Here is a 26,112-nt window from a genome sequence, read left to right on the forward strand (position 1 = left end):
GCCTTCGTCTCAGGAATAACTGGCCCGAAACAGATGTAGGAGCAGCCTTGTGCTGCGAAGCGCCGCGCGGGCGGCGCTCGATCTCACAGGCAACGAAAATGCAATGCCAAAAGAAACCCGCGTAACAGCAAAAACCGAGTTGTGCGAAGTTGTAACAGCCCATCCCGCCTTGTTGAACACTCGTTTAGTATCTCCCTCATCAAGCCCTCCCAAAACCATCACAACAACACCGAGGCCCCCCATGACCACCCCGTCGTCGTCACTGTTGAGCAAAGTCGAAGCCGGCGTTGCCTGGATCACCCTCAACCGCCCCGAGCAACGCAACGCGCTGGACATCCCCACCCTCAAGCAACTGCACGCCTTGCTCGAAAGCCACAACAGCGATCCGGCCGTACGCGTGGTGGTGCTCACCGGCGGCGGCCGCACCTTCTGTGCCGGTGCCGACCTGGCCGAGTGGGCCGCCGCCGAAGCTGCGGGCACCCTGGAAAGCTACGGCTGGACCGAAACCGCCCACGCCCTGATGTTGCGCCTGCACAGCCTCGACAAGCCCACCATCGCCGCCATCAACGGCACCGCCGTGGGCGGTGGCATGGACCTCAGCCTGTGCTGCGACCTGCGTATCGCCGCCGCCTCTGCGCGTTTCAAGGCTGGCTACACCAGCATGGGCTACAGCCCCGATGCCGGCGCCAGCTGGCACTTGCCACGGCTGATCGGCAGCGAGCAGGCCAAGCGCCTGTTGTTCCTCGATGAACTGTGGGGCGCCGAGCGCGCCCTGTCGGCCGGGCTGGTCAGCGAAGTCTGCGCCGACGAGCAACTGCCCGCCGTGGCGGCCGAGCTGGCCGGGCGCCTGGCCAATGGCCCGACGTTCGCCTATGCGCAGACCAAGCAGCTGATCCGCGACGGCGCCCGGCGCACCCTGGCCGAGCAGCTGGAGGCCGAGCGCCACGCCGGCCTGCTGTGCGGCCGCAGCCAGGATGGCGCCGAGGCGCTGCAAGCCTCGGTTGAACGCCGCGCCCCCCGTTTCACCGGCCAGTAACCCGATACCGACCCTGACCAGGACCTTCGCAGATGAATTTCCAACTGACCCAAGAACAAGAAATGTTGGTGGAAGCGGTACGCAGCTTTGTTGCCAAAGAGTTGCTGCCCCATGAGGAAGCGGTGGACCGCGCCGATGCCGTGTCGCCAGAGCTGGCCGCGCACATCCGTGGCAAGGCCATCGCCGCCGGGTTCTATGCCTTCAACATGCCTGAGGAAGTCGGCGGCGGTGGCCTGGACTACCTGTCCCAGGCGCTGATCGAACGTGAGCTGTCCAAGGTGTCCTGGGCGCTGCATGTGTTTGTCGCACGCCCGTCGAAAATCCTCATGGCCTGCAAGGACGAGCAGGTTAACGACTACCTGCTGCCTTGCGTGCAGGGCGAGAAAACCGACTGTTTCGCCCTCACCGAACCGGGTGCCGGTTCCGATGCCAACGCCATCAAGACCCGCGCCGTGCGCCAGGGCGATGACTTTGTCATCAACGGCAGCAAGCACTTCATCAGCCACGCCGGCCATGCCGATTTTGCCATTGTCTTCGCCGTCACCGACACCTACGAGCACAACGGCCGCAAGCGCAATGCGGTCACGGCCTTGCTGGTCGACCGCGGCACACCGGGCATGACCATCCGCCGCGGCCCCAAGTGCGTGAGCAACCGTGGCTACCACACCTACGAGCTGTTCTTCGACGACTGCCGGGTGCCGGCCAACAAGGTGCTGGGCGAAGTCGGCAAGGGCTGGGAAGTGGCTAACGCCTGGCTGACCGCCGGCCGGGTGATGGTTGCCGCCAACTGCGTGGGCCAGGCCCAGCGCGCCCTCGACCTGTCGCTGCAGTGGGCCGCCGACCGCAAGCAGTTCGGCCAGGCCATCGGCAGCTACCAGGGGGTGTCGTTCAAGCTCGCCGACATGGCCACGCAGATCCGCGCTGCGGAGATGCTCACCCTGCACACCGCCTGGAAGATGGACCAGGGCAACATGACCGACGGTGAGGCCGGTATGGCCAAGCTGTTTGCCAGCGAAGTGCTGGGCAAGGTCGCGGACGAAGCCGTGCAGATCTTCGGTGGCATGGGCCTGATGGATGAAGGGCCGGTTGAGCGCATCTGGCGCAACGCGCGTATCGAGCGCATCTGGGAGGGCACTTCGGAAATCCAGCGGCATATCATCGCCCGCGAACTGCTGCGCCCGCTGCTGCGCTGAGCGCCAGGAGAACACCCATGTCGCAATCGATTCGTGACAACCTCAAGCGCCTGCTGGCGCCCCGGCACCTGGCCTTCGTTGGCGGGCGCAGCATGGCGCGGGCGCTCAAGCGCTGCGCCGAAGGCGGCTTTGGCGGTGAGCTGTGGCTGGTCAACCCGCAGCATGAAAGCCTGGAAGGTATCCCTTGCGTGGCCCGCGTGGCCGACTTGCCTTACGCCCCGGACGCGGTGTTCATCGCCACCAACCGTGAGCTGACCTTGCAGTGCGTTGCCGAGCTGGCCGCGCGTGGCGCCGGGGGTGCCATCTGCTATGCCTCCGGCTTTGCCGAAAGCGGCGAAGAGGGCCGCCAGTTGCAGCAGCGCCTGCTCGCTGCGGCCGGCAACATGGCCCTGCTCGGCCCCAACTGCTATGGACTGCTCGATTACCTGCACGGTGCCGCCCTGTGGCCGGTGGCCCATGGCGGCCAGCAGGTGGAGAAGGGCGTGGCGATCCTCACCCAGAGCGGCAACTTTGCCTACAACCTGTCCATGAGCGACCGCTCGCTGCCGGTGGCCTACATGGCCTCGGTCGGCAACCAGGCGCAATTGGGCGTGGCCGAGCTGATGGACGTGCTGCTCGACGACCCACGGGTAACGGCCATCGGGCTGCACCTGGAAGGCTTGAAGAACGTGCCGGGCTTTTCACGCGCAGCCTACAAGGCATTGCAGCAGGGTACACCGGTCATTGCCCTGAAGACTGGCGTGTCGCAGATCGGCGCTGAACTGGCGCTGAGCCACACCAGCTCGTTGTCTGGCTCCGATGCCTTGTACGACAGCCTGTTCCAGCGCCTGGGCGTGATCCGCGTCAGCGGCCCGGTGAGCTTTGTCGAAACGCTCAAGGCCGCAGCCTGCGGACGCTTGCCGGCAGATGGCGAGCTGATTGCGCTGGCCTGCTCAGGCGGCGATGCCGGCCTGATTGCCGACTATGCCGAACGCAACCGGTTGCAACTGCCGAAGCTCGCGCAAGGGCAGGTGGCGGCACTGGCCGAGGTGTTGCCGGGCTATGCCAACCTGGTAAACCCACTGGACTTCACCACTGCCATCTGGGGCGATGAAGCCGCCCTGCAACGCATGCTCGACAGCACCCTGAGCGGCGCCGCGGGCGCGGCGATGCTGGTGCTGGACTACCCGGCGGCGTTCACCGGCGAGCGCAAGGAATGCGACCTGCTGCTTGGACTGTACTGCGATGCCGTTGAACGCCACGGAAAGATCGGCTTCGTCACCTCGGCTTTCCCGGAACTGTTGCCTGCCAGTGCGCGTGAGCGCCTGCATGCGCGGGGCATCGCAGCCCTGCAGGGCGTGGAAGATGGCCTGGCGGCCTGGGGGCGCATCGTCGCTTACCAAAGGAACCGCCCCCGCTTGCTGGACCAGGGCGAGGCTGCGCGGGTACCGCTGTGCCCGCAGGCCCTCACGGGCGAAAGCCGACTGTTGGACGAATGGCAATCCAAGCAGGCCCTGCGCGCCTTCGGTCTGCCGGTGCCGGCAGGTGTGCTGAGTACGCCCGAGCGCGCTGTGGCAGACGCCGCCTGCGTGGGTTACCCGCTGGTACTGAAGGCGGTCAGCGCACAGCTGCCGCACAAGACCGAAGCCGGTGCGGTGGCGCTGAACCTGCGTGATGCCGCCGCCCTGGAAGCTGCACTGTTGCAGATGCGCCAGCGCATCGCTGCCTACGCCCCGCACGTCGCGTTCGACCAGGTACTGCTCGAACCCATGGCCGAGCCGCCGCTGGCCGAGCTGATAGTGGGCATCAAACGTGAACACGACTTTGCCCTGGCCTTGGTGATCGGTGCCGGTGGGGTGCTGGTCGAACTGCTCAAGGACAGTGTCAGCCTCTTGTTGCCCACCACCGACAGCGCCATCCGCGCCGCACTGCTGAACCTGCGCAGTGCCAGCCTGCTGCAAGGCTTTCGTGGCCGCCCGGCCGCCGACCTCGACGCCTTGGTCGCAGCTATCCGTGCGGTGGCCGACTACGCCTGCGAAAACGCCGGGCAGCTGTTGGAGCTGGATGTGAACCCATTGATGGTCGGTGCCCACGGCACCACCGCGGTCGACGCGCTGATCCGCCTCGGCCAGGCGCAAGGAGAACGACATGAATGACCTTACCCTGACGGCCGGCCAGGCGCTGGTGCGCCTGTTGGCCAACTACGGCGTGCAGACCGTGTTCGGCATCCCCGGGGTGCACACCCTGGAGCTGTACCGTGGCCTGCCAGGCAGCGGTATCCGCCATGTGCTGACCCGCCACGAGCAGGGCGCCGGCTTCATGGCTGACGGCTATGCGCGCGTGAGCGGCAAGCCGGGGGTGTGCTTCGTCATCACCGGCCCGGGGGTGACCAACGCCGCCACCGCCATCGGCCAGGCCTATGCTGACTCCATCCCGATGCTGGTGATTTCCAGCGTCAACCATACCGCCAGCCTGGGCAAAGGCTGGGGCTGCCTGCATGAAACCCAGGACCAGCGCGCCATGACTGCGCCGATCACCGCGTTTTCGGCCGTGGCGTTGCGCGGCGATGACCTGCCCGAGCTGATCGCCCGTGCCTGGGCCGTGTTCGACAGCGAGCGGCCGCGCCCGGTGCACATTTCGGTGCCCCTGGACGTGCTGGCTGCGCCTGTCAGTCGTGACTGGAGCCATGAGGTGGCACGCCGCCCCGAGCGTGGCCAGCCGTGCCGCGAAATGCTCGACCAGGCTGCCCTGAAGCTGGCAGCGGCCAAGCGGCCGATGATCATCGCGGGTGGTGGTGCGCTGCACGCGGCCGAGCAACTGGCGCAGTTGAGCACCCGGCTGGCGGCACCGGTATTCACCAGCGTGGCCGGCAAGGGCCTGCTGCCGCCGCAGGCGCCCCTGAATGCCGGTTCCAGCCTGTGCGTGGAACCCGGCTGGCAGCTGATCAGCCAGGCTGATGTGCTGCTGGCCGTGGGCACCGAAATGGCCGACACCGACTTCTGGCGCGAGCGCCTGCCGATCACTGGCGAGCTGCTGCGCGTGGACATCGACCCGCGCAAGTTCAACGACTTCTACCCCTGTGCCATTGCCTTGCAAGGTGATGCCCGGCAAACCCTGGCCGGCTTGCTCGAACACCTGCCAGCACTCGACCGAGACCCGGCCCAGGCCAGCGAAGCGGTGAGCAACCTGCGCCAGGCCATTCGTAATGGGCATGCACCGTTGCAGGCCACCCATCAGGCGATTCTTGACCGCATTGCCGCCGTGCTGCCCGACGATGCGTTCATCAGCAGCGACATGACCCAACTGGCCTACACCGGCAACTACGCCTTCGCCAGCCGGGCACCACGTAGCTGGCTGCACCCCACCGGCTACGGCACCCTCGGCTACGGCCTGCCGGCTGGCATCGGTGGCATGTTCGCCAGCGACCACCGTCCCGGCCTGGTACTTGTGGGTGATGGCGGCTTCCTGTACACCGCCCAGGAACTGGCCACTGCCGTCGAGGAGCTGAACCGGCCGCTGGTGGTGTTGCTTTGGAACAATGACGCCCTCGGCCAGATCCGCGACGATATGCTCGGTCTGGATATCGAGCCGGTCGGCGTGCTGCCGCGCAACCCGGATTTCATCGGCCTGGCCCGCGCCTTCGGCTGCACCGTGCACCAGCCACGCGACCTGGACGCATTGCAAGCCGACCTGGTCAGCGGCTTCGCCACCCCCGGCGTGACGTTCATCGAACTCAAACACACCTGCGTCTGTTAAGGCGCGTACAACGAAAAGAACACGAGTAACCACCATGCCCTTTCGCCGTACCCTTCTGGCTGCATCCCTGGCACTTCTGATCACCGGACAGGCCCCCCTGTATGCGGCCCCCCCGTTGTCGATGGACAACGGCACCAACACCCTGACCGTGCAGAACAGCAACGCCTGGGTTGAGGTCAGTGCCAGCGCTCTGCAACACAATATCCGCACCCTGCAGGCCGAGCTGGCCGGCAAGTCCAAGCTGTGCGCCGTGCTCAAGGCCGATGCCTATGGCCACGGTATCGGCCTGGTAATGCCATCGATCATCGGCCAGGGCGTGCCCTGCGTGGCGGTGGCCAGCAACGAGGAGGCCCGCGTGGTCCGCGCCAGTGGCTTCACCGGGCAACTGGTGCGGGTACGCCTGGCCAGCCTCAGCGAGCTGGAAGATGCCTTGCAGTACGACATGGAAGAGCTGGTGGGCAGCGCCGAATTTGCCCGCCAGGCCGATGCCGTCGCCGCGCGCCATGGCAAGACCTTGCGCATTCACATGGCGCTCAACTCCAGCGGCATGAGCCGCAACGGGGTGGAGATGGCCACCTGGTCCGGCCGTGGCGAAGCGCTGCAGATCACCGATCAGAAGCACCTCAAACTGGTCGCGCTGATGACCCACTTCGCCGTGGAAGACAAGGACGATGTGCGCAAGGGCCTGGCGGCCTTCAACGAGCAGACCGACTGGTTGATCAAGCACGCGAAGCTCGACCGCAGCAAGCTTACCCTGCACGCCGCCAACTCGTTCGCTACGCTGGAGGTGCCGGAGGCGCGCCTGGACATGGTACGCACCGGTGGCGCGCTGTTCGGTGACACCGTACCGGCGCGCACCGAATACAAACGCGCCATGCAGTTCAAATCGCACGTGGCGGCGGTGCACAGTTACCCGGCTGGCAACACCGTCGGCTACGACCGCACCTTCACCCTGGCCCGTGATTCGCGCCTGGCCAACATCACCGTCGGCTATTCCGATGGCTATCGCCGGGTGTTCACCAACAAGGGCCATGTGCTGATCAACGGCCACCGCATACCGGTGGTGGGCAAGGTGTCGATGAACACGCTGATGGTCGATGTCACCGACTTCCCGGACGTGAAGGGTGGCAACGAAGTGGTGCTGTTCGGCAAGCAGGCCGGGGGCGAAATCACCCAGGCTGAGATGGAAGAAATCAACGGCGCGCTGCTGGCCGACCTGTACACCGTGTGGGGCAGTTCCAACCCGAAGATCCTCGTCGACTGAAACCGCCAAAGAAGGGAGATTGCCATGCGCTACGCCAAGCTTACCCAACGCATCGCCGGCGACGGGGCTGCGGCCTGGGACATCCACTACCGCGCCCTGGCGCTGCAGGCCGAGGGCAAGGACATCCTGCTGCTGTCGGTGGGGGACCCGGACTTCGACACCCCCGCGCCGATTGTCGAGGCGGCCATCGACAGCCTGCAGGCGGGTCACACCCATTACGCCGATGTACGCGGCAAGCTGGCCCTGCGCCAGGCCATCGCCAGGCGCCACCAGCAGCGTAGCGGCCAGGCCGTCGACGCCGATCAGGTGACGGTGCTGGCAGGGGCCCAGTGCGCGCTGTACTGCGTGGCCCAGTGCGTACTGGACCCAGGCGACGAGGTGCTTGTCGCCGAACCGATGTATGTGACCTATGAGGCGGTGTTCGGTGCCTGTGGTGCCAAGGTGGTGCCGGTGCCGGTCAGGCCGGAAAACGGCTTTCGGGTATGCCCGCAAGACGTGGCCGAGCGCATCACCCCGCGCACCCGCGCGCTGGCCTTGAACAGCCCGCACAACCCGTCGGGGGCAAGCCTGCCCCGTACTACCTGGGAAGCACTGGCCGAACTGTGCATCGCCCACGACCTGTGGCTGATCTCTGACGAGGTGTACAGCGAATTGCTGTACGAGGGCGAGCATGTCAGCCCTGCCAGCCTGCCGGGAATGGCCGAACGCACAGCCACCCTCAACAGCTTGTCGAAGTCGCATGCCATGACGGGCTGGCGGGTGGGCTGGGTGGTCGGTTCGGCCGAGTTGGCCGCCCACCTGGAAAACCTTGCCCTGTGCATGTTGTATGGCTCGCCCGACTTCATTCAGGACGCCGCCGTGGTGGCGCTGGAGCAGCCGTTGCCCGAGCTGGCCGCCATGCGCGAGGCCTACCGCCAGCGCCGTGACCTGGTGTGCGAACAGCTGGCCGGCTGCCCGGGCCTGAAGGCGCTGAAGCCCGATGGTGGCATGTTCGTGATGGTTGATATCCGTGAGACCGGCGTAAGTGCCCAGGCCTTTGCCGACCGCCTGCTGGACCGCCAGGGCGTGTCGGTGCTCGCCGGCGAAGCGTTCGGCCCCAGCGCTGCCGGGCATATCCGCCTGGGCCTGGTGCTGGGCGATGCGGCGCTGGTCGATGCCTGCCAGCGCATCGCCCGCTGTGCCGACGAGCTGAAACGGGAGTACGGCCATGCGTGAGTATGCGCGGCTGTACATCGATGGCGCCTGGCAGGTGCCGAGCGGGCAGGGCATGGCTGAGGTGTTCGACCCGGCCACCGAACAGGCCATTGGCCGGGTACCCTTGGGCGCCGAGGCCGATGTCGAGCGGGCGGTGATGGCGGCGCGGCGGGCCTTCGACGGCTGGTCGCGCACGCCGTCCAGCGTGCGCGCCGGGTACATCCGGGCATTGGTCGCACAGCTGAAAAACCGTGCGGCGAAAATGGCCGAGGTTATTACCGACGAGCTGGGCATGCCGGTGCAGTGGTGCCAGGCGGTGCAGGTCGAAGGCCCGATTGTGGGCCTTGCGCAGTACGCCGAACTGGCCGGGCTGATGGATGAGGTGCGCGAAGTCGGCAATTCGCTGGTGTACCGCGAGGCCGTTGGCGTGTGCGCATTCATCAACCCGTGGAACTACCCGCTGCACCAGATGATCGGCAAGCTGGCGCCGGCCCTGGCTGCCGGGTGCACGGTGGTGGTCAAACCCAGCCAGGAAACGCCGCTGCACGCGTTTGTGCTGGCCGAGATGATCGACGCCATCGGCCTGCCGGCAGGGGTGTTCAACCTGGTCAGCGGCCCAGGTGCCAAGGTCGGTGAAGCCCTCGCCCGGCACCCGCAGGTGGACATGGTGTCGTTCACCGGCTCGACCGGTGCCGGGGTGCGGGTGGCACAAGCGGCTGCGCCGACGGTGAAGCGGGTGTGCCTGGAACTGGGTGGCAAATCACCGTTGCTGATTACCGCCGATGCCGACCTGCACGCTGCGGTGCGCCACGGCGTGCAGGACGTGATGATCAACTCGGGGCAGACCTGCACGGCACTGACCCGCATGCTGCTGCCGGCCAGCCGCTACGCCGAGGCGCTGGAAATCGCCGAGGCCGAAACCCGCGCACTGGTCATGGGCGACCCGCGTGACCCGGCCAGTTTCCTCGGGCCGATGTGTTCGGCAGGCCAGCGGCGCACAGTGCTCGAGTACATTCGCCAGGGCCAGGAGGAGGGCGCGCGCTTGTTGTGCGGTGGTGATCACGGCGGCTTCGAGCGCGGGTTCTACGTGGCGCCCACGTTGTTCACCGACGTCGACAACCGCATGCGCATTGCCCAGGAAGAAATCTTCGGCCCGGTGCTGTGCCTGATCCCCTACGCCGACGAGGCTCAGGCGCTGGCGCTGGCCAATGACTCGCCGTTCGGCCTTTCCAGCGCGGTGTGGGCGGGCAGCCGCGAGCATGGCCTGGCGCTGGCGCGGCAGATACGGGCCGGGCAGTGCTTCATCAACGGGGGCGGGTTCAACTACCAGGCGCCATTCGGTGGCTACAAGCAGTCGGGCAACGGCCGCGAGTGGGGCGAAGAGGGCCTGGCGGAGTTCGTCGAGGTGAAAGCCGTACAATGCTGAGCCACCGCTGCAAGACAACCTGTTTTGTGTAAGGAGAATGTTTGTGAATGTACTGATCGTCCACGCTCACCCCGAGCCGCAATCGTTCACCGCTGCCCTGCGGGACCAGGCCGTGGATACCTTCCGCGCCCAGGGCCACCAGGTGCAGGTCAGCGACCTGTACGCCATGGGCTGGAACCCGGTGGCCAGTGCCGATGACTTCACCCAGCGTGAGAACCCCGAGTACCTGGTGTATGCCCTGGAGCAGCGCCAGGGGGTCAAGCGCGGCGCCATTGCCGAGGATATCCAGCAGGAGCTGGACAAGTTGTTGTGGGCCGACTTGCTGGTGCTGAACTTCCCGATCTTCTGGTTCTCGGCCCCGGCCATGCTCAAGGGCTGGATCGACCGGGTGCTGGTGTCGGGGGTGTGCTATGGCGGCAAGCGTTTCTACGACCAGGGCGGGTTGGCGGGCAAGAAGGCGCTGGTGACCGTGACCTTGGGCGGGCGGGCGCACATGTTTGGCGAAGGGGCGATTCATGGCCCGCTGGAAGACATGCTGCGGCCGATACTGCGGGGTACGCTGGCCTATGTCGGTTTCGAGGTGCTACCGCCGTTTGTGGCCTGGCATGTGCCTTACATCAGCGCTGAGGCGCGGCAGGACTTTTTGCAGCAATACCGGCAGCGCCTGGAGCAGCTCTCGGACGACCAGCCATTGGTGTTCCCCCGCCTGGCCCAGTTCGATGAGGCGTTGTACCCGCTGGTGTGATCGCCTGTACTGGCCTCATGCCGGCAAGCCAGCTCCCACAGGGAAACCACAGTCCTGAGGCCTCGTGGTTTCCCTGTGGGAGCTGGCTTGCCGGCGATGAGGCCAGTTGCCTTGTTACAAGACTTACCTGCCCAAAAACGACCACCCACACATTCGGGGTATGTTGCCCCTCGGCAAATCCCTCGATAGTGAACCCATCGGCTCGTTCCGGAGCATTCACACGATGGAGTTGCCATGCGCAAGGTACTGAAGGTGATTGGTGGTCTGCTGCTGGCGTCTGGTGCCAGCCTGGCCCAGGCGGCAGAGGTGGACAACGCCAACACGCTACGGCTGTACAACTGGACCGACTACATCGGCGAAACCACCCTGGCCGATTTCGAGAAGGCCACCGGCATCAAGGTCATCTACGACACCTTCGACGGCTACGAAACGGTACAGACCAAGCTGCTGACCGGCCGCTCCGGCTACGACCTGGTCATGCTCAACGCCTCGCTGGTCCCCCCGCTGATCAGCGCCGGCGTGTTCCAGGCACTGGACAAGCAGCAACTGCCCAGCTGGCAAAACCTCGATCAGCAGGTGGTCAACAACCTGCAGGGATACGACCCTGGCCTGAAGTACTCGGCGCCCTATACCTGGGGCAGCTCGGGGGTCACCTACAACGTCGACAAGATCACCGCGCGCATGCCCGACGCACCGATCGGTTCGCTGGCCATGCTGTTCGACCCCAAGATCGTCTCGCGCTTCGCCGACTGTGGCGTCACCCTGATGGACGCGCCCACCGAGGTCATCCCGCTGGCCCTGCAGTACCTGGGCAAGGACCCGCGCAGCGCGTCGGCCGCCGACCTCAAGGCCGCCGAACAACTGCTGCTGGGCATCCGCCCCTACATTCGCAAGTTCGACTCGGTCAACTACCTCACCAGCCTGCCCAACGGCGATGTGTGCCTGGCGCTGACCTGGTCCGGTGACTACGCCACCGCCCAGGCCCGTGCGGTGGAAGCGAAGAAGGACATCAAACTGTCGTTCTTCATCCCCCAGGAAGGTTCGCTGATCTGGTTCGACAACCTGTACATCCCCAGGGATGCGCCGCACGCGGCCAACGCCCACCGCTTCATCGAGTTTCTGCTGCAGCCGCAGACCATGGCCAAGGTCACTGACTACATCCACTACGCCAACAGCAACGCCGCCGCCACCGCGCTGGTGCGTGACGATATCCGCCAGGACCCGGCCATCTACCCCGACGCACAAACCCGTGAGCGCCTGTTCGCGCAGAAAACCCAGAGCCCCAAGGACATGCGCGCCATCACCCGGGTCTGGAGCACGGTCAAGACCGGTTTCTGAACACTGCCCAAAAGTTCTCGCCAAGGAGCTGCCCATGGCCACCCCAAGCAAAGCATTCGCTATCGCCCACGACCCGCTGGTGGAGGCCGACAAGGCCCACTACATGCACGGCTACCATGTGTTCGACGAGCACCGCGAGCAAGGCGCGCTGAACATCGTCGCCGGCGAGGGCGCCTACATTCGTGACACCCACGGCAACCGCTTCCTCGATGCCGTCGGCGGCATGTGGTGCACCAATATCGGCCTGGGCCGCGAGGAAATGGCCCTGGCCATTGCCGATCAGGTGCGCCAGTTGGCGTATTCAAACCCGTTCTCCGACATGGCCAACGACGTGGCCATCGAACTGTGCCAGAAGCTCGCGCAGCTGGCACCGGGCGACCTGAACCACGTGTTCCTCACCACCGGCGGCTCGACTGCTGTCGACACCGCCTACCGGCTGATCCAGTACTACCAGAACTGCCGCGGCAAGCCACACAAGAAGCACATCATTGCCCGCTACAACGCCTACCACGGCTCCACCACCCTGACCATGTCCATCGGCAACAAGGCCGCCGACCGGGTGCCGGAGTTCGACTATCACCACGACCTGATCCACCACGTCTCCAACCCCAACCCGTACCGTGCCCCGCACGACATGGACGAGGCGGAATTCCTCGACTACCTGGTGGCCGAGTTCGAGGACAAGATCCTGTCGCTGGGGGCCGACAACGTGGCGGCGTTCTTCGCCGAGCCGATCATGGGCTCGGGCGGGGTGATCATTCCGCCCGAGGGCTACTTCCAGCGCATGTGGCAACTGTGCCAGACCTACGACATCCTGTTCGTCGCCGACGAAGTGGTGACCTCGTTCGGGCGCCTGGGCACCTTCTTCGCCAGCGAAGAACTGTTTGGCGTTACCCCCGACATCATCACCACCGCCAAGGGCCTGACCTCGGCCTACCTGCCGCTGGGCGCGTGTATCTTCTCCGAGCGTATCTGGGAAGTGGTTGCCGAGCCGGGCAAGGGCCGCTGCTTCACCCATGGCTTTACCTACAGTGGTCACCCGGTGTGCTGTACAGCGGCGCTGAAGAACATCGAGATCATCGAGCGCGAGCAACTGCTCGATCACGTCAAGGACGTGGGTGGCTACCTGGAGCAGCGCCTGCAGAGCCTGCGCGAGTTGCCGCTGGTGGGTGATGTGCGTTGCATGAAGCTGATGGCCTGCGTTGAGTTCGTGGCCGACAAGGCCAGCAAGGCGCTGTTCCCGGATGAGGTGAACATCGGTGAGCGCATCCACAGCAAGGCCCAGGCCCGCGGGTTGCTGGTGCGCCCGATCATGCACCTGAACGTGATGTCGCCACCGCTGATCGTCACCCATGCGCAGGTGGACGAGATCGTCGAGACCTTGCGCCAGTGCATCCTCGAAACCGCGCGCGAACTGACTGCGCTTGGCTTGTACCAAGGCCGATGAACCTGGCGCAAAGGGCTGTGCGGGGGCGTGCCTGGCAGGCTAGACTGCCGGGCATGACCCAGGCCACTCCCGACACCCCGCTTACCCTGACAATGGGCGCGCTGCAGCAATGGCATGCGGCGCTGCAGCGTGCGCTGGCCAATAGCGATACGCCCGAGGCGCTGGAGTATGTGGCTGCTGCCATCGGCCAGCTGGTGCAGGTTGAATCGATGATGATCAGCCTTGAGTGCCAAGGGCGGGCGCCGCAGCTGCTGTACCAGCAAGGCATCCCCGAGCTGCACCACGCCGCGGTGCTTGAGCGTTATTTCAGTGCCGGCTACCTGCTCGACCCATTCTGCCTGGCCGTGCAAAGCGGCTTGGCCGAAGGCTTTTACCACCTGCAGGAAATCGCCCCCGACAACTTCTTCGACAGCGACTACTACAAGGCCTATTACCTGGGCACCGGTTGCAGCGAAGACAGCTACTACATTGTCGACCTCAGCCCTGGCCGCAAGTTGTCGCTGAGCCTGTTCCAAGGTTACAGCGGCACGCCTCTGAGTGCCGGGCAGGTCGACCTGCTGCGGGCGCTGGAGCCCATGGTGCGGGAACTGTTGGGGCGTTATGCCCGGCATAACCTGGAGCCCGGCGCAGCATCGGCCGAACACGGCAGCCTGCAGGCGGCGTTCGACAGCTTTGGTTGCCAGGTGCTGACCGACCGTGAGCGGGAGGTGGCACACATGATCCTGCGCGGGCACTCGGTGAAGTCGACCGCGCTGGAGCTGGGCATCTCACCGGAGACGGTGCGCATGCACCGCAAGAACCTGTACCTGAAACTGGAGATCAACTCGCAGTCCGAGTTGTTTGCACGGTTTATCGACTGGCTGCGCGGCGATCAATCGGGGCCGTGATGTTTCGCGTAAGCCTGCTCACGAAGCCGCCAGGCGGGCTTCCAGGGCGGCAATGTGCGCCTGTAGCCGTTCGTGTTCCTGGCGCTCGGCGCTGATGTCTTCGAAAACGCTGATCAGGTGTTCCGGTTCGCCATTGCCACGGCGCTGCAGCGAGGTGCGGGCGCGTACCCAGATGTACTCTCCGTTCTTGTGGCGCACGCGTTTTTCCACTTCGTAGCGCTCGGTTTCACCGGCCAGCATGCGTTGCAGCAGTTGCAGGTTCTGCGTCAGGTCGTCGGCGTGGGTGATCTGCTGGAAGGTCATGCCGTAGAGTTCATCGGCGCTGTAGCCCAGCAACTCGCACAGGCTGTTGTTGACCCGCTGCCAGGTGCCGTCCGGGTCGATGTAGGCCAGGGCACCCCAGGCCAGCTCGAAGATCGCCCGGAAGCGTTCCTCGCTCTGGCTTAGCGCCTGTTGGGCCACCTGGCGTTCGGTGTTGTCCATGCTGATGCCAACCATCTTTACCGAGCGCCCGGCGCTGTCGCGCACCACTGTGGCGCGGGAAGAAATCCAGCGGACTTCACCGTCCGGGCGGGTGATGCGGAAGTCGCATTCACAGCCACTGCCGTCGGCCACCGCATCGGCGTACATCACCTGCATGCGCTGCACATCTTCGTCGGGCAGGTGCTTCCAGAAGTCTTCGTTGTGATGGACGGGCCAGCCATAGACCTGCTCGACGTTGGGCGAGTAGGTGACTTCGTCGCGGTGCCTGGACGGGCGCGGGATACTGCTGCGTTCATGGTGGGACGTGCACGACAGCTTGCAGGACGGGCGCCTGGTGCAGGTGTTGGAGGCTTATCACCAGCCGGCGGACATCTGGGCGGTGTACACCTCGCCGCTGGCCAGCTCGGCCAAGGTGCGGGTGGCGGTGGACTTTTTCCGCCAGTACTTTGCCGAGCGCTACAGCTTGCCGGAGTAGGCTGCACCCAAATCATGCGCGGTCTGCTTTTGATTTTTTGTGGGATCGACTGTCTTGCACCATCAATCAGGCTAACGCATCACCCGGTAGGAGCAGCCTTGTGCTGCGAAGAGGCCGGTAAGGCTGAAGATTATCTTCAGTTGCAATGGCCTCTTCGCAGCACAAGGCTGCTCCTACAAAAATCAAAAGCGCAGCGCGGTGGGTTTCAGGGCACGGGTATTCGGGAAACCGCCTTCACTTCGCGCAACGCCAGGCTCGACTGGATCGAGGCAATGCCTGGCTGACGGCGCAACACCTCTTCCACGAATCGCCCATAACTCTCCAGGTCATTTGCCAACACCGTCAGCACATAGTCAGCCTCGCCGGTCACCTTGTGGCAGGACAGCACCTGCGGCAGCTTCAGGATCACCTGCTCGAACTCATCCGGTGCGTTGGCCGAATGGTTGCCAAAGCGCACCTGGGCAAACGCCATCACGTCGTAGCCCAGCTTCCTGCGGTCGAGGTTGGCCTGGTAATCCTTGATGATGCCCAGCTCCTCCAGCCGTTTGCGCCTGCGCCAGCAGGGCGTCACGGTCATCGACAAACGCTCGCCCAGCGCAGCGCTCGACAGGGTGCCGTCCTCCTGCAGAAAGCGCAGCAGCTCGCGGTCTGTGTCGTCCAGTTGTTCAATAGCAAAGGCTTTGCTCATAGGTGGCCAACCTTGTGAATACTTTGCTCAAGCATCCAGTTTGATTGAGCATAAAGCAAAGCATTTTCACCGCTCTGTCGCGAAAATTGGTTATCCGGTAACCCCTTGAAAAGGACATTCGTGTGCTGACAGTTTTTAGCAACAACCACCGCTTGCACCATGGCTCGGAACTCAAGGACGGCGCCATTACGCCATCGTTCGAAAACCCCCAGCGTGCCGACACCGTGCTGGCCCGGGTGCACAGCACCGGCCTTGGCGATGTCATTGCCGAACAGGCCTTCGACCGTGGCTGCTACGTGGCGGCGCACAGCGAGCGCTATGTAAGCTTCCTGGAAAACGCCTGGTCGGAATGGGCCGATACCGGCAAAACCCACGATGCGCTGCCGCTGGTGTGGCCAGTGCGCGACCTGGCCATTGACCGTGAGCCCGGCTTCATCGACGGCAAGCTGGGCTTCTATGCCATGGACGCGGGGGCCCCGATCACCGCCGGCACCTGGGAGGCGGTGCGCAGCAGCGCCAACGTTGCCTTGACCGGCATGCAGCGCATCATCGACGGTGCCGACAGCGCCTTCGCCCTGTGCCGCCCACCGGGGCACCATGCAGCACGGGAATACATGGGCGGCTACTGCTACCTGAACAACGCCGCCATCGCAGCCGAGCGCTGCCTGAGCCAAGGCGCCAAACGCGTTGCCGTGCTGGATGTGGACTTCCACCACGGCAACGGCACACAGAACATCTTTTACCATCGCCCCGATGTGTTCTTCGCCTCCCTGCATGGCGACCCGCACGTGTCCTACCCGTACTTTTCCGGCTACGCCCATGAACAAGGCGCAGGCGCTGGCGAGGGTTTCAACGCCAATTACCCGATGGGCAAGGGCACGCGCTGGGCCCAGTACCAGCCGGCTTTGCAGGATGCACTCAAGCGCATTGTCGCGCACAAGCCGCAGTTTCTGGTTGTGTCGCTGGGGGTCGACACCTTCGAGGATGACCCGATCAGCCACTTCAAGCTCATCAGCGAAGACTTCCTGCGCATGGGCGCCGAGATCGCCAGTGCGGGTATCCCGACCCTGTTCGTGATGGAAGGCGGCTACATGGTCGACGAAATCGGCATCAACGCCGTGAACACCCTGCAAGGGTTCGAAAGCGCGCGCTAACCCGCGTAACCAGCCGTGGCGAAGCCTGTAAAGGGCTTTGTTACGGCACCGCGACATGTGACAGGCCAACAATAACAAGAGGTCGCCATGCAAGACATGCCCGCAAGCCTTGAGCAAAGCAAACCGGTAACGCCCGACCGTGAAGGGCACCTGCAACGCACACTGGAAAACCGCCACATTCAGCTGATTTCCATAGGCGGCGCCATCGGCACCGGCCTGTTCATGGGCTCCGGCAAGGTGATCGCGCTGTCCGGCACCTCGATTCTGCTGGTGTACGCCATCCTCGGGTTTTTCGTGTTCTTCGTCATGCGCGCCATGGGCGAGCTGCTGTTGTCCGACCTGCGCTTCAAGTCGTTCGCCGACATCGTTGCCCATTACCTGGGGCCGCGCGCCGGCTTTGTGCTGAGCTGGTCGTACTGGCTGAGCTGGAGCGTGGCGGTGGTCGGCGACGTGGTCGTGGTGGCCGGGTTCTTCCAGTACTGGTACCCCGATGCACCGGCCTGGCTACCCGCGTTCTTCACCCTGTTCGTGCTGCTGGGGCTGAACATGCTGGCGGTGCGGATTTTTGGCGAGGTGGAGTTCTGGTTCGGCATCATCAAGATCGTCGCCATCGTGCTGTTGATCATCACAGCGGCGGTGATGATCGCCACCTCCTATACCTCACCCAATGGCGTGGTTGCTTCGCTGTCGAACGTGGTCGCGCCGGGCGCCGTGCTCCCCCATGGCATCAGCGGGTTCTTTGCCGGCTTCCAGATTGCCGTGTTTTCCTTTGCCGGCACCGAACTGATCGGCACCACCGCCGCCGAGGCAAAGAACCCGCATCGCTCGCTGCCCAAGGCCATCAACACTATCCCCTTGCGCATTCTGCTGTTCTACATCCTGGCGCTGGTGTGCATCATCAGCGTGGTGTCGTGGGCCGAGGTGCCGGCCAACCGCAGCCCCTTCGTCGAGCTGTTCCTGCTGGCCGGCTTCCCCGCGGCGGCCGGCATGATCAACTTCGTGGTGCTGACCTCGGCAGCCTCTTCGGCCAACAGCGGTGTCTACTCGGGCTGCCGGATGCTGTTCGGGCTGGCCGAGCGGCGTAACGCGCCGGCCCTGTTCGCCAGGCTTTCGGCGTTGAGCGTGCCGGTGTACAGCCTGGTGTTTTCCGGCGTGTGCATGCTGATCGGGTTGAGCCTGCTGTTCATCATCCCGGAGGTGATGACGGTGTTCACGCTGATTTCCACCGTGTCGGCAATCCTGGTGATCTTTACCTGGTCGATGATCCTTGCGGCGTACCTTGCCTATCGCAAACGCAACCCGACTGCGCACGACGCCTCGGCGTTCAAGTTGCCGGGCGGGGTGCCGATGGCCATCACCACCCTGGGTTTCCTCGGCTTTGTGCTGGTGCTGCTGGCGCTGCAGCCGGATACCCGGTTGGCGCTGTGCGTGATGCCGTTGTGGTTCGTGTTCCTGCTGCTGGCCTACCGCCGCCGCGCTCAAGCACATTCCTGAGCACAACACATACCCTGTGGGAGCGGGCATGCCCGCGAAGCAGGCGACTCGGTGGATGGCACGGGCTCTGCCCGTGTTCGCGGGCGCGCCCGCTCCCACAGGGTGCAAGGTTTGTTCATGGTGCCTGTTGCTCGATCAACCCCAGGCACCGCTGCACGATCGGGCTCACGTCACCCTTGCGCCGGCTAAGTATGATCGGGCTCACGGCGCTGCTATCAAGCAAGCCGACATACTCGATATCGGTGCGGTGCTGCTGTTGTACCGATGCTGGCACCAGGGTTACCCCCACGCCGACGGCCACCAGGCCGATGGCCGTCTGCAGTTCGTTGGCCCACTGGCTGACGCGGATGCTCATGCCGTGCTGGGCGAACAGCGCAAGCACGTGGTCGGCATAACTGGGCCGGGGGTTGGCCGGGTAAAGGATGAACGCCTCGCCAGCCAGCTGGGCGAGGCTGAGCGGGCTGCCCGCCAGCGGGTGGCCCTTGGGCAGCACGGCCACCAGCGGGTCTTCACGCAGGACCTGTTGCGCAATGGCCGGGTCCTCGATACGAATGCGCCCGAAGGCGATGTCGATGCGCCCGCTCTTCAGCGCTTCCACCTGCTGCAGCGTGGTCATCTCGCTCAGGCCCAGTTCCAGCTCGCTGTCCTGGCGCAGCTCGCGGATCAGCTCTGGCAGCACGTTGTACAGGGTCGAGGGGGCAAAGCCGATGCCCAGCCACTGGCGCTGGCCCTGGCCAATGCGGCGGGTGTTGTCGCTGATGTTCTGCAGTTGCTGCAGTACGGTGCAGGTCTGCTCGTAGAAGAAGCGGCCGGCCTCGGTCAGCCGCAGAGGGCGTTCGCGCGCTACCAGCAAGGTGCCGAGCTCGTCCTCCAGCTGGCTGATCTGCCGGCTCAAGGGCGGTTGGGCAATGTGCAGCAGCTCGGCGGCGCGGGTGAAGTTCAGGGTCTCGGCCAAGACCTTGAAGTAACGCAGGTGGCGCAGCTCCATCAGACCTCCAGGGTATGGTGGGAGATTCATTTGATATTGGACGTTCATCAGGGTCTCGCGCAATCCTTGAACAATCAAGTAAATGCACCATTCGGGCCTGCAACTGGCAGCCCCACCTGACGGGACCTGGCAACAATGACAAGCGCGCTGATTGAACGTATTGATGCAATTATCGTCGACCTGCCGACCATTCGCCCGCACAAGCTGGCAATGCACACCATGCAGCAGCAGACCCTGGTGGTATTGCGTGTGCGTTGCAGCGATGGCGTGGAAGGTATCGGTGAGGCCACCACCATCGGTGGCCTGGCCTATGGCTACGAAAGCCCCGAGGGCATCAAGGCCAACATCGACGCCCACCTGGCCCCGGCACTGATCGGCCTGGCGGCGGACAACATCAACGCCGCCATGCTCAAGCTTGACAAGCTGGCCAAGGGCAACACTTTTGCCAAGTCGGGTATCGAAAGCGCCTTGCTCGACGCCCAGGGCAAACGCCTGGGCCTGCCGGTCAGCGAACTGCTGGGCGGCCGCGTGCGCGACAGCCTGGAAGTGGCCTGGACCCTGGCCAGTGGCGACACGGCCCGTGATATCGCCGAAGCCCGGCACATGCTGGAAATTCGCCGCCACCGGGTGTTCAAGCTGAAGATTGGCGCCAACCCGGTGGAGCAGGACCTCAAACACGTGGTGACGATAAAACGCGAACTGGGCGACAGCGCCAGTGTGCGAGTGGACGTGAATCAGTACTGGGACGAATCCCAAGCCATCCGCGCTTGCCAGGTGCTTGGCGACAACGGCATCGACCTGATCGAGCAACCGATTTCGCGTATCAACCGCGGTGGCCAGGTGCGCCTGAACCAGCGCAGCCCTGCACCGATCATGGCCGATGAGTCCATCGAAAGCGTCGAGGATGCCTTCAGCCTGGCCGCCGACGGCGCCGCCAGCATCTTTGCCCTGAAAATCGCCAAGAACGGCGGCCCGCGTGCCGTGCTGCGCACCGCGCAAATCGCTGAGGCCGCCGGTATCGGCCTGTATGGCGGCACCATGCTCGAGGGCTCGATCGGCACCCTGGCCTCGGCCCACGCCTTCCTCACCCTACGCCAACTGACCTGGGGCACCGAGCTGTTCGGCCCGCTGCTGCTGACCGAAGAAATCGTCAACGAGCCGCCGCAATATCGCGACTTCCAGCTGCACATTCCCCGTACCCCAGGCCTGGGCCTGACCCTGGACGAACAGCGCCTGGCGCGCTTCGCCCGTCGCTGATCAGCAAACAAGGAGATAATCATGCTGTTCCACGTGAAGATGACCGTGAAACTGCCGGTGGACATGGACCCGGCCAAGGCCACCCAGCTCAAGGCCGATGAAAAGGAACTGGCCCAGCGCCTGCAACGTGAAGGGACCTGGCGCCACCTGTGGCGCATTGCCGGGCACTACGCCAACTACAGCGTGTTCGATGTGCCCAGCGTCGAGTCGTTGCACGACACCCTGATGCAACTGCCGTTGTTCCCGTACATGGACATCGAGGTCGACGGCCTGTGCCGGCATCCCTCGTCGATCCACAGCGACGACCGCTGATACGCACCTGTCTACCTGACAAGAACAATATGAGGTACGCACGATGACCGTGAAAATTTCCCACACTGCCGACATTCAAGCCTTCTTCAACAAAGTGGCGGGCCTGGACCACGCCGAAGGCAACCCACGCTTCAAGCAGATCATCCTGCGTGTGCTGCAAGACACCGCGCGCCTGGTCGAAGACCTGGAAATCACCGAAGACGAGTTCTGGCACGCCATTGATTATCTCAACCGCCTGGGTGGCCGTAACGAAGCTGGCCTGCTGGCTGCAGGCCTGGGCATCGAGCACTTCCTCGACCTGCTGCAGGACGCCAAGGATGCCGAAGCCGGCCTGGGTGGCGGCACCCCGCGTACCATCGAAGGCCCGCTGTATGTCGCCGGGGCGCCGCTGGTACAAGGCGAAGCGCGCATGGACGACGGCACCGACCCAGGGGTGGTGATGTTCCTGAAAGGCCAGGTGTTCGACGCCGAAGGCAAGCCGCTGGCCGGCGCCACCGTCGACCTCTGGCACGCCAACACCCAAGGTACATATTCGTACTTCGACTCGACCCAGTCCGAGTACAACCTGCGCCGCCGCATCATCACCGATGCCGAGGGCCGCTACCGTGCGCGCTCCATCGTGCCATCGGGATATGGCTGCGACCCGCAGGGCCCGACCCAGGAATGCCTGGACCTGCTCGGGCGTCATGGCCAGCGTCCGGCGCATGTGCACTTCTTCATCTCGGCACCCGGGCACCGCCACCTGACCACGCAGATCAACTTCGAGGGTGACAAGTACCTGTGGGACGACTTTGCCTACGCCACCCGTGACGGGCTGATCGGCGAGCTGCGCTTTGTCGAGGATGCTGCGGCGGCGCGTGACCGCGGCGTTCAAGGCGAGCGTTTTGCCGAACTGGCGTTCGACTTCCACCTGCAGGGGGCCACGGCGTTGGAGGCCGAGGCACGCAGCCACCGGCCGCGTGCGTTGCAGGAAGGCTGAAACCGTTGGGGCTGCTGCGCAGCCCATTCGCGGCCTTGTGTCGCGAAAGGGGCGCGTAGCGCCCCCAAAGTGCTGACCATTTTTCGCTGTGTTTTTGCCTGGGCCTTTCCGTGCGGGGAGGGCCTGGGCTTTTTGCTGTTGGGCCCGGTGATCTAGAATCGACCTTTTGCCTGAGCCCCACCCCATGCTGCCCATCGCGCTGCTGCCAACCACCGCTGACCAGGCCCCGCTGATCCGCAACCTCTACCAGTTCTATTCCTACGAGTCCTCCGACTGGGAGCAGGAGGACGTCGAAGTGGACGGCCGCTTCTATATCCACGACGAGCACCTGCACCGCTACTGGCAGGACGACGGCTGGGGCGCCTACCTGGTGCTGGCGGACGGCTTCATCGCCGGCTTCGTACTGGTGGAACGCAGCGAATTGCCGGGCATCGACGCGCTGGAACTGGCTGACCTGTTCATCCTGAAAAAATACCGCCGCCAGGGCATCGGCCAAGCGGTGGCGTTGCAGTTGCTGTGCGGCGAGGGCGACTGGTGGCTGCGGTGCTACGCACAAGATGCCCCGGCCGTGGCGTTCTGCAAGGCCGTGCTGGCGAACCTGTCGCGCCCGGCGCAGGCCATTGCCCTGGCTGATGAACCGGACCTGCTCAGTTTCCTGGTGAGCGGCGCCCGCCATTGAGGGCTTGCCCGCCTTCGTTCGTCCTTGAAGAGGAATAGCGACATTTTTGTGAGCTACTTCACAAAATCGTCATGAGCGGCATAATGCCATCAACGCTTTCAGAAGCCCGGCCACTGCTTGCCGGGGTCCCTTTTCATGCGCTTCGAAGGTTCAGGTAAAGTTCATGTCGTTAGTCGCAAGCCCCGACATCATGTACCGGCTATTGATTCAGAGTGTGGTGGACTATGCCATCTACATGCTCACCCCCGAAGGTGTCGTCGCCAACTGGAACCCCGGCGCTCAGCGTGCCAAGGGGTACCACGCCGAGGAAATCGTCGGCCAGCATTACTCGCTGTTCTACACCGATGCCGAGCGCGCCGCCGGGTTGCCCGCGCATAACCTGGAGCAGGCGCGCAGCACCGGGCGCTTTGAAGAAATCGGTTCGCGCATGCGCAAGGATGGCTCGGCCTTCCACGCCCATGTGGTGATCGACGCGGTGTACGACGATGCCGGCCAACTGGTGGGTTTTGCCAAGGTTACCCGCGACATTTCCGAACGCCGCCGTCAGGAGCTGGAGCTGCTGCAGGCCAAGGAACTCGCCGAGCAGTACAGCCAGGAAATGGCCAAGCTTTCGCAGTTCCTGGATTCGGTCATTGCCAATATCCCCGCCAGCGTCATCGTCCAGGACCTGGAGAGCCAGCGTATCCTGCTGGCCAACCAGCAGGCCGAGCGCCTGTTCGGCGGGCCAGAGCGCAGCATGATTGGCCAACTGCCTGGCGAGTGCCTGAGCCCGGCGGCTGCCGACTACCTTGAGCAGCAGCTGGCCCGTGGCGCCCGTAGCACCAAGGGCCATGCTGCCGAGACCCGGGTCGACACCGCCCGTGGCCCGCGTACCCTGCGCAGCCGTACCTTGCTCAGCCAGAACCGCGAAGGCCAGGCTGATTACGTGCTGTTTGTTGCCGAGGATGCCACCGAGGAACTGGCCGCCCACGCGCAGATCCACCACATGGCGCACCATGACGCGCTCACGGGGCTGCCCAACCGCACGCTGTTCAACGAACGCCTGCGCCAGGCGCTGGTGCGTGGCAGCGAGAACGCCAAGCTGACCGCTGCGCTGTGCCTGGACCTGGATAACTTCAAGAACATCAACGATTCCCTGGGCCATGCCTTCGGCGACAAGCTGCTGCGTGAGTTGGGTAAGCGCCTGCGCCGTGAGCTGCGTGAACACGACACCCTGGCCCGCCTGGGCGGTGACGAGTTTGCCGTGGTGCTGACCGGGCTTGATGGCCGCGATGCCGCGTGCAACACCGCACAGCGCCTGATCAATGCCATTTGCCCGCCGTTCCAGATCGAAGGCCACCAGTTCACGGTGGGGGTGAGCATCGGCGTTGCCATTGCCCCCGATGACAATGACCAGGCCGAGCAGTTGCTCGGCTATGCCGACATGGCGCTGTACGAGGCCAAGCGCAACGGGCGAAACCGCTACGAGTGCTTCGAGGTCGAACTGGACGTTGCAGCCCGCCAGCGCCGCCTGGTGGAAACCGACCTGCGTACTGCGCTGCACCTGGGCCAGTTGCTACTGCACTACCAGCCGGTGGTCGACCAGCAGACCCACTGCATCACCGGCTACGAGGCTTTGCTGCGCTGGGAGCACCCGAGCCGTGGCATGGTGATGCCCATGGACTTCATCCCCATTGCCGAGGAAACCGGGTTGATTCATGAGCTGGGCACCCGGGCCTTGAACCTGGCCTGCCAGGAAGCGGCCAGCTGGGACAGCGAGCAGACGGTGTCGGTCAACCTGTCGCCGGTGCAGTTCAAGAATGCCAACCTGGTGCAGGTTGTGGCCTTGGCCCTGGCCGACTCGGGCCTACCGGCGCAGCGCCTGGAGCTGGAAATCACCGAGTCGGTGCTGCTGGGTAACAGCGAGGAAAACGTGCGCACCTTGCGCGCGCTGAAAGACCTGGGCGTGTCCATTTCGCTGGACGATTTCGGCACCGGGTATTCATCGCTCGGCTACCTGCGGTCGTTCCCGTTCGACCGGATCAAGATCGACAAGTCGTTCGTGCATGACATGTGCGAAAGCCGTGAGGCGATGTCGATCATCCGTGCCATTACCGACCTGTCCAACAGCCTGATGATCAAGACCACGGCCGAGGGGGTGGAGTCGGAAGAGCAGATGCGCCGGCTGGCGGCGGAAGGGTGCTCGCATTTCCAGGGCTACCTGTACGGGCGGCCGGCACCGGCGAGTGAGCGGTTGAAGCAGGTCATAACGCCTAGCTGACGGCTCACGCAGCCCATTGTGGGGGTAATTGTCTTGCTCAAATTTTAAGAGCTTGTGCAATCCTTGTGGGAGCGGGCATGCCCGCGAACACCGGCGCAGCCGGTGCCAGCCACCGAGTTGGCTTCTTCGCGGGCACGCCCGCTCCCACAAGGTCCGTGTCGCGCTTACGAATTTCAGCTATTCCAGTCTGGCGCAAACGCCGGGCTCACCACCCGCTGGTCTTTCGGTAATTGGGCAATCGCCGCGCGATCCTCGTCGTCCAGTTGCACGTTCAATGCTGCCAGGTTGGCCAGCTGGTTCTCGCGGCTACTGGCCTTTGGGATCGCCGCCACACCGTCCTGGTCCAGTAACCACTTCAGCGCCACCTGGCTGGGCAGCACGCCGTGCTTGCGGGCAATCGCCTGGATCACCGGCTGCGCCGCCGCCTGGCCGCGGGCCAGCGGGGTGTAGGCGGTGAGCAACAGGTCATGATGGCGGGCGTAGTCGAGCAGCGGTTGCTGGCCGAGCAGTACGTGGTATTCCACCTGGATCGCCGACAACGGCGCACCCAGGGTTTCCACCACCTGGCGCAGCAGGCCCAGCGGGAAGTTGGCCACGCCAATGTGGCGCGCCTTGCCCTCGTCACGCAGCGCTACCAAGGTGTCGATGCTGCGTGCCAGGTCCCAATCCTTGCCGGGCCAGTGAATGTGGAACAGGTCGACCTGCTCGGTGCCCAGGGCGCGCAGGCTGTCTTCCAGCGACTGGCGCATGGCCTTGGGCTCCAGGCGGTCCCACCACACCTTGGTGGTGAGGTGGATCTGCTCGCGTGGCACGTCGCTGTCGCGCAGGGCCTGGCCAACGGCCGCTTCGTTTTCGTAGGCGGTGGCAGTGTCGATGTGCCGGTAACCCACGTCCAGCGCCCGGTGCACGGCCTGGGTACATTCGGTGCCGGTCATTGGCCAGGTGCCCAGGCCGATTGCTGGCAGGTCCAGACCGTTACGGGTGGTGAGCCTTTGCATGTAAATTCCTTGTAGGGTGTGCAGGGTTCGCACTCGATGGTGGGTGATCAGCGAGGCCCGGGCCATGCGTTCAAGGCACA

The 26,112-nt window shown here is 64.5% G+C and carries 21 protein-coding genes and 2 pseudogenes; 19 read left to right on the top strand and 4 right to left on the bottom strand.

Features of this window, described 5'->3' with window-relative positions:
* Nucleotides 1-241: 241 nt before the first annotated feature.
* The 11 genes from MRBLPB4O_RS10905 to MRBLPB4O_RS10955 all read left to right on the top strand — a co-directional run bounded on the left by MRBLPB4O_RS10905 (nucleotide 242) and on the right by MRBLPB4O_RS10955 (nucleotide 14,265).
* The gene (locus MRBLPB4O_RS10905; RefSeq protein WP_341798408.1) at nucleotides 242-1,036 is read left to right on the top strand and encodes an enoyl-CoA hydratase-related protein; all 795 of its coding nucleotides are present in this window, start codon (nucleotides 242-244) and stop codon (nucleotides 1,034-1,036) included.
* A 32-nt stretch (nucleotides 1,037-1,068) separates the two neighbouring features.
* Entirely contained in the window at nucleotides 1,069-2,229 is a 1,161-nt protein-coding gene (locus MRBLPB4O_RS10910) for an acyl-CoA dehydrogenase family protein (protein WP_341798409.1), read from the top strand.
* Nucleotides 2,230-2,246: 17 nt separating this feature from the next.
* Entirely contained in the window at nucleotides 2,247-4,364 is a 2,118-nt protein-coding gene (locus MRBLPB4O_RS10915; protein ID WP_341798410.1) for an acetate--CoA ligase family protein, read from the top strand.
* The gene (locus MRBLPB4O_RS10920; protein WP_341798411.1) at nucleotides 4,357-5,964 is read left to right on the top strand and encodes a 5-guanidino-2-oxopentanoate decarboxylase; all 1,608 of its coding nucleotides are present in this window, start codon (nucleotides 4,357-4,359) and stop codon (nucleotides 5,962-5,964) included. The genes MRBLPB4O_RS10915 and MRBLPB4O_RS10920 overlap by 8 nt, the downstream gene beginning before the upstream one ends.
* Nucleotides 5,965-5,998: 34 nt before the next feature.
* Nucleotides 5,999-7,228: an alanine racemase gene (gene alr, locus MRBLPB4O_RS10925; protein ID WP_341798412.1), complete on the top strand. Its 1,230-nt coding sequence runs from the start codon at nucleotides 5,999-6,001 to the stop codon at nucleotides 7,226-7,228.
* A 24-nt stretch (nucleotides 7,229-7,252) separates the two neighbouring features.
* Nucleotides 7,253-8,443, top strand: a complete 1,191-nt coding sequence (locus tag MRBLPB4O_RS10930) for a pyridoxal phosphate-dependent aminotransferase (protein WP_341798413.1) — start codon at nucleotides 7,253-7,255, stop codon at nucleotides 8,441-8,443.
* On the top strand, nucleotides 8,436-9,848 hold the full coding sequence (locus MRBLPB4O_RS10935) for an aldehyde dehydrogenase family protein (RefSeq protein ID WP_341798414.1): 1,413 nt from the start codon (nucleotides 8,436-8,438) through the stop codon (nucleotides 9,846-9,848). The genes MRBLPB4O_RS10930 and MRBLPB4O_RS10935 overlap by 8 nt, the downstream gene beginning before the upstream one ends.
* 43 nt (nucleotides 9,849-9,891) lie before the next feature.
* Nucleotides 9,892-10,593, top strand: a complete 702-nt coding sequence (locus MRBLPB4O_RS10940; RefSeq protein ID WP_341798415.1) for an NAD(P)H-dependent oxidoreductase — start codon at nucleotides 9,892-9,894, stop codon at nucleotides 10,591-10,593.
* Between the two features lie 234 nt (nucleotides 10,594-10,827).
* Nucleotides 10,828-11,931 (top strand): polyamine ABC transporter substrate-binding protein, encoded by a 1,104-nt coding sequence (locus MRBLPB4O_RS10945; RefSeq protein ID WP_341798416.1) that lies wholly within the window; start codon nucleotides 10,828-10,830, stop codon nucleotides 11,929-11,931.
* 34 nt (nucleotides 11,932-11,965) lie between these two features.
* Nucleotides 11,966-13,378 (top strand): aminotransferase, encoded by a 1,413-nt coding sequence (locus MRBLPB4O_RS10950; RefSeq protein ID WP_341798417.1) that lies wholly within the window; start codon nucleotides 11,966-11,968, stop codon nucleotides 13,376-13,378.
* A 53-nt stretch (nucleotides 13,379-13,431) separates the two neighbouring features.
* Entirely contained in the window at nucleotides 13,432-14,265 is an 834-nt protein-coding gene (locus MRBLPB4O_RS10955; protein ID WP_341798418.1) for a LuxR C-terminal-related transcriptional regulator, read from the top strand.
* Between the two features lie 18 nt (nucleotides 14,266-14,283).
* Here MRBLPB4O_RS10955 and MRBLPB4O_RS10960 read toward each other — a convergent pair.
* A pseudogene (locus MRBLPB4O_RS10960) lies at nucleotides 14,284-15,006 on the bottom strand (PAS domain S-box protein); the annotation flags it as partial.
* A gap of 4 nt (nucleotides 15,007-15,010) precedes the next feature.
* Between MRBLPB4O_RS10960 and MRBLPB4O_RS10965 the strand changes: the two are divergent.
* Nucleotides 15,011-15,223: pseudogene (locus tag MRBLPB4O_RS10965) on the top strand (LysR family transcriptional regulator); the annotation flags it as partial.
* Nucleotides 15,224-15,428: 205 nt separating this feature from the next.
* Here the strand turns inward: MRBLPB4O_RS10965 and MRBLPB4O_RS10970 are convergent.
* Nucleotides 15,429-15,911, bottom strand: a complete 483-nt coding sequence (locus MRBLPB4O_RS10970) for an Lrp/AsnC family transcriptional regulator (RefSeq protein ID WP_341798419.1) — start codon at nucleotides 15,909-15,911, stop codon at nucleotides 15,429-15,431.
* A gap of 122 nt (nucleotides 15,912-16,033) precedes the next feature.
* Here MRBLPB4O_RS10970 and MRBLPB4O_RS10975 point away from each other — a divergent pair, with 122 nt between their 5' ends.
* Both MRBLPB4O_RS10975 and MRBLPB4O_RS10980 read left to right on the top strand, forming a co-directional pair.
* Nucleotides 16,034-17,065, top strand: coding sequence for a histone deacetylase family protein (locus tag MRBLPB4O_RS10975; RefSeq protein WP_341798420.1), 1,032 nt, complete (start codon nucleotides 16,034-16,036; stop codon nucleotides 17,063-17,065).
* A gap of 87 nt (nucleotides 17,066-17,152) precedes the next feature.
* Nucleotides 17,153-18,559 (top strand): amino acid permease, encoded by a 1,407-nt coding sequence (locus tag MRBLPB4O_RS10980; RefSeq protein WP_341798421.1) that lies wholly within the window; start codon nucleotides 17,153-17,155, stop codon nucleotides 18,557-18,559.
* Nucleotides 18,560-18,674: 115 nt separating this feature from the next.
* Here the strand turns inward: MRBLPB4O_RS10980 and MRBLPB4O_RS10985 are convergent, their stop codons facing one another.
* Nucleotides 18,675-19,547, bottom strand: coding sequence for a LysR family transcriptional regulator (locus tag MRBLPB4O_RS10985; RefSeq protein ID WP_341798422.1), 873 nt, complete (start codon nucleotides 19,545-19,547; stop codon nucleotides 18,675-18,677).
* 135 nt (nucleotides 19,548-19,682) lie between these two features.
* Between MRBLPB4O_RS10985 and MRBLPB4O_RS10990 the strand changes: the two genes are divergently transcribed.
* The 5 genes from MRBLPB4O_RS10990 (at nucleotide 19,683) to MRBLPB4O_RS11010 (ending at nucleotide 25,034) form a co-directional block, all read left to right on the top strand.
* Nucleotides 19,683-20,804, top strand: coding sequence for a muconate cycloisomerase family protein (locus MRBLPB4O_RS10990; protein ID WP_016499204.1), 1,122 nt, complete (start codon nucleotides 19,683-19,685; stop codon nucleotides 20,802-20,804).
* A gap of 21 nt (nucleotides 20,805-20,825) precedes the next feature.
* Nucleotides 20,826-21,116, top strand: a complete 291-nt coding sequence (gene catC / locus MRBLPB4O_RS10995) for a muconolactone Delta-isomerase (protein WP_234228043.1) — start codon at nucleotides 20,826-20,828, stop codon at nucleotides 21,114-21,116.
* A 43-nt stretch (nucleotides 21,117-21,159) separates the two neighbouring features.
* A complete protein-coding gene (catA, locus tag MRBLPB4O_RS11000) occupies nucleotides 21,160-22,095 on the top strand; it encodes a catechol 1,2-dioxygenase (protein WP_341798423.1) in 936 nt (311 codons plus the stop codon).
* A 184-nt stretch (nucleotides 22,096-22,279) separates the two neighbouring features.
* Complete coding sequence (locus MRBLPB4O_RS11005) at nucleotides 22,280-22,774, top strand: GNAT family N-acetyltransferase (protein ID WP_341798424.1); 495 nt, start codon at nucleotides 22,280-22,282, stop codon at nucleotides 22,772-22,774.
* Nucleotides 22,775-22,937: 163 nt separating this feature from the next.
* Nucleotides 22,938-25,034 (top strand): EAL domain-containing protein, encoded by a 2,097-nt coding sequence (locus MRBLPB4O_RS11010; protein ID WP_341798425.1) that lies wholly within the window; start codon nucleotides 22,938-22,940, stop codon nucleotides 25,032-25,034.
* A 173-nt stretch (nucleotides 25,035-25,207) separates the two neighbouring features.
* On the opposite strand, the gene MRBLPB4O_RS11015 is transcribed toward MRBLPB4O_RS11010, so the two are convergent.
* Nucleotides 25,208-26,032 (bottom strand): aldo/keto reductase, encoded by an 825-nt coding sequence (locus tag MRBLPB4O_RS11015; RefSeq protein ID WP_341798426.1) that lies wholly within the window; start codon nucleotides 26,030-26,032, stop codon nucleotides 25,208-25,210.
* Nucleotides 26,033-26,112 lie beyond the last annotated feature (80 nt).

The sequence above is a fragment of the Pseudomonas sp. LPB4.O genome (genome assembly GCF_038383825.1).
Taxonomy (GTDB): domain Bacteria; phylum Pseudomonadota; class Gammaproteobacteria; order Pseudomonadales; family Pseudomonadaceae; genus Aquipseudomonas; species Aquipseudomonas putida.